Annotated in this window: 4 protein-coding genes; 2 read left to right on the top strand and 2 right to left on the bottom strand. The window is 65.8% G+C overall.

Annotated features, from left to right (window positions below; translation table 11 throughout):
• Together VFC51_13140 and VFC51_13135 are read right to left on the bottom strand one after the other, a co-directional pair.
• Nucleotides 1-526 (bottom strand): ABC transporter substrate-binding protein (locus VFC51_13140; GenBank protein ID HZT07970.1); only part of this gene is annotated, 526 nt, incomplete at its 3' end.
• A complete protein-coding gene (locus VFC51_13135; GenBank protein ID HZT07969.1) occupies nucleotides 526-840 on the bottom strand; it encodes a YciI family protein in 315 nt (104 codons plus the stop codon). The genes VFC51_13140 and VFC51_13135, both read right to left, overlap by 1 nt.
• A 150-nt stretch (nucleotides 841-990) precedes the next feature.
• Between VFC51_13135 and VFC51_13130 the strand changes: the two genes are divergently transcribed.
• Both VFC51_13130 and VFC51_13125 read left to right on the top strand, forming a co-directional pair.
• Nucleotides 991-1,671, top strand: a complete 681-nt coding sequence (locus tag VFC51_13130) for a hypothetical protein (GenBank protein HZT07968.1) — start codon at nucleotides 991-993, stop codon at nucleotides 1,669-1,671.
• A gap of 4 nt (nucleotides 1,672-1,675) precedes the next feature.
• Nucleotides 1,676-2,155 (top strand): isochorismatase family cysteine hydrolase (locus VFC51_13125; protein HZT07967.1); only part of this gene is annotated, 480 nt, incomplete at its 3' end.

Below are 2,155 nucleotides of genomic sequence, written 5' to 3'. Positions count from 1 at the left end.
TCGCTTCGACGCTGGAGACGAGGCTTGCCCACGGAGGTCGCGACGCCGGGATGTCGGGGTCCCGCACGATCTTGTATCCGAAGACGAAGTCCGATGCGGTCAGGGGAGTGCCGTCGTGCCAGGTCGCGTCTGCGCGAATCTTCCACGTCACGGTCATCGTGCCGTCTGGAAAGGCCTGCCAATCGCCATCGCTGAGCGACGGAACCTTCTCCGCCAGGCGGGGTACGAGCGTCCCCTGCGGCGTGTACACGGTGAGGCTCGCGTGAAAGACCAGGAAATGCTCGAGCGGGTCAAATCCGCCAACGCTTCCGTAGTTGATGACGCCGCCGTTCGGCTCCTCGAATCCCTGAAAAGCGATCCGAAGCGTGCGCGCAGACGTTGGCGGCGAGGACGGCTCTCCCGCTGACCGATCCGCTCCGGCGCCCCGCTGACTGGTCGAGCATCCGCATAGGAGGAGGAGTGAGGCGACTACGATGAGCTGGCGGTGTGAGCGACGGTTGCAGTTCGATGCCTGAACGGTGCGCATTACTCGCCCTCCGGTGTTTTCGGCGCCGCGGCCGGATTCCACTGGCCGCGCCGCATCCGCGTGATCTCGACGCGCTGAAAGAGCCCCGCCGTGCGAAACGGCTCCTCGGCGGAGAAACGCTCGGCATCTTCCCTGCTCGGCACGTTGACGATCAGGACGCTGCCCGTGCGGGTGACTCCGTCGTCCGCCAGCATGGCGCCGCCAAGGACCAGGATATCCTCGTGCGCATCGAGATAGGCGAAGTGGGCGTCGCGCTGCTGAGCACGGATCGCCGCGCCGCCGGGCTTGTCGATCTGGTAGATGATGTAGAGCATCGTCGGCGACTCCTCCTGGCAACCCTGGGCGCTCCGGTGGACCTCCAGCTCGTCGCCCTCGGCGAGCGGCGCGGCTGCTGCGGCCGACGGGCGGGCAGGGTTATTATGCGTTTGTCTGGGAGCGACCACACGGAATTCCGAGAGGTTCACATGCGCTTGACCATCACGCGTTGGCTGGGCAGGGAGTTCGTGTTCCTGACTGGCGAGGCGCCTCGGTGCGCCACCGTGCGGGACGAGCTGCAGGGCATCGTGCGCGAGATGGAGCACGAGCTGAATCGCCACGGTTTGGCCCTCGGTGACACGGTGCGCACGCGACTGTGGGCAACAGACCGGGCCAGCCGAAATGAGGCCTCGCGCGAGCGCCGACGCATCTTCGACGGGGCCGCGCGGTCCGTCAGCTCCAGCTTCATCGCGCCCGACGTTTTCTCGTCGGGTGCGAGGGTTGCCCTCGATGTGGTCGCGCTGCGCGCCAGCCCCGCCGTCGGCCCCAAGGATCTGCACGAATACGATCCGCCCATCGTCCCGTTGCGCTTTCTTCGGCTCGACTCGCTCGTCTTCCTGTCCGGCGTGACGTCCGTCCGAGCGACGTTGTCCGAGCAGGTGCACGAGATCGTCGGGCACATCACTGAGTCTCTTCGGGACGCCGGAACGGATTGGGACCGTGTGGAGCGTATGTCCTGCTTCCTCCATCGCAGCCAGGCGCTCACGGCACTGGATGGTGTCCTGCGCGACGCGGTGCCGAAGGCGCCGCCGCTCGTCGAATATGCGTTTGTCGACGGGTACTCTGATGAAGGGAAGCTCGTCGAGATCGAAACGACGGCCCGAGGTTGATCGCATGATTCATCTCCCCGCGGAGCCCGAGGCGATCGAGTTCGACCCGCGCGCCGCTGCGCTCATGGTTATCGACATGCAGAACTACGACTGCAAACCGGGCGGGTTCTTTGACCTGGTCGGAACGGATTTCAGCCACGGGCAGAAGGTGATCGCGCCCATCCGCAAGGTAGTCGACTGCGCACACGATGTCGGTGTCCCCGTCGTATACACCGAAATGGTGCTGCCGGCGGACCGACGCCTGTGGCCGGGCCCCGACTCACCCTGGTATCGCAAGGCGAATCCCCGGCAGTGGGAGGCGGATCCGGATCTCGAACGCGGACTGGGGATCGACGGCACGTGGGCTGCGCAGACCGTCGCCGAGCTTGCCCCCGGCGAGAACGACTGGGTCATCAAGAAGCAGACCTACAGCGGGTTCGTGAATACGGACCTCGACGTCGTCCTCCGACGCCTCGGCGCGCGCTTTCTCTTTTTCACGGGGATC

The organism is Chloroflexota bacterium (assembly GCA_035652535.1).
Classification (GTDB): domain Bacteria; phylum Chloroflexota; class UBA6077; order UBA6077; family SHYK01; genus DASRDP01.
Note: the sequence above shows the minus strand (reverse complement) of the source record. Positions and strands in the feature narration are given on the sequence as shown.

What these genes read in the sequence shown, in the direction of transcription:
- VFC51_13135 (HZT07969.1), bottom strand. Translation starts at nt 840, where the DNA reads ATGCTCTACATCATCTACCAGATCGACAAGCCCGGCGGCGCGGCGATC.
- VFC51_13130 (HZT07968.1), top strand. Translation starts at nt 991, where the DNA reads ATGCGCTTGACCATCACGCGTTGGCTGGGCAGGGAGTTCGTGTTCCTG.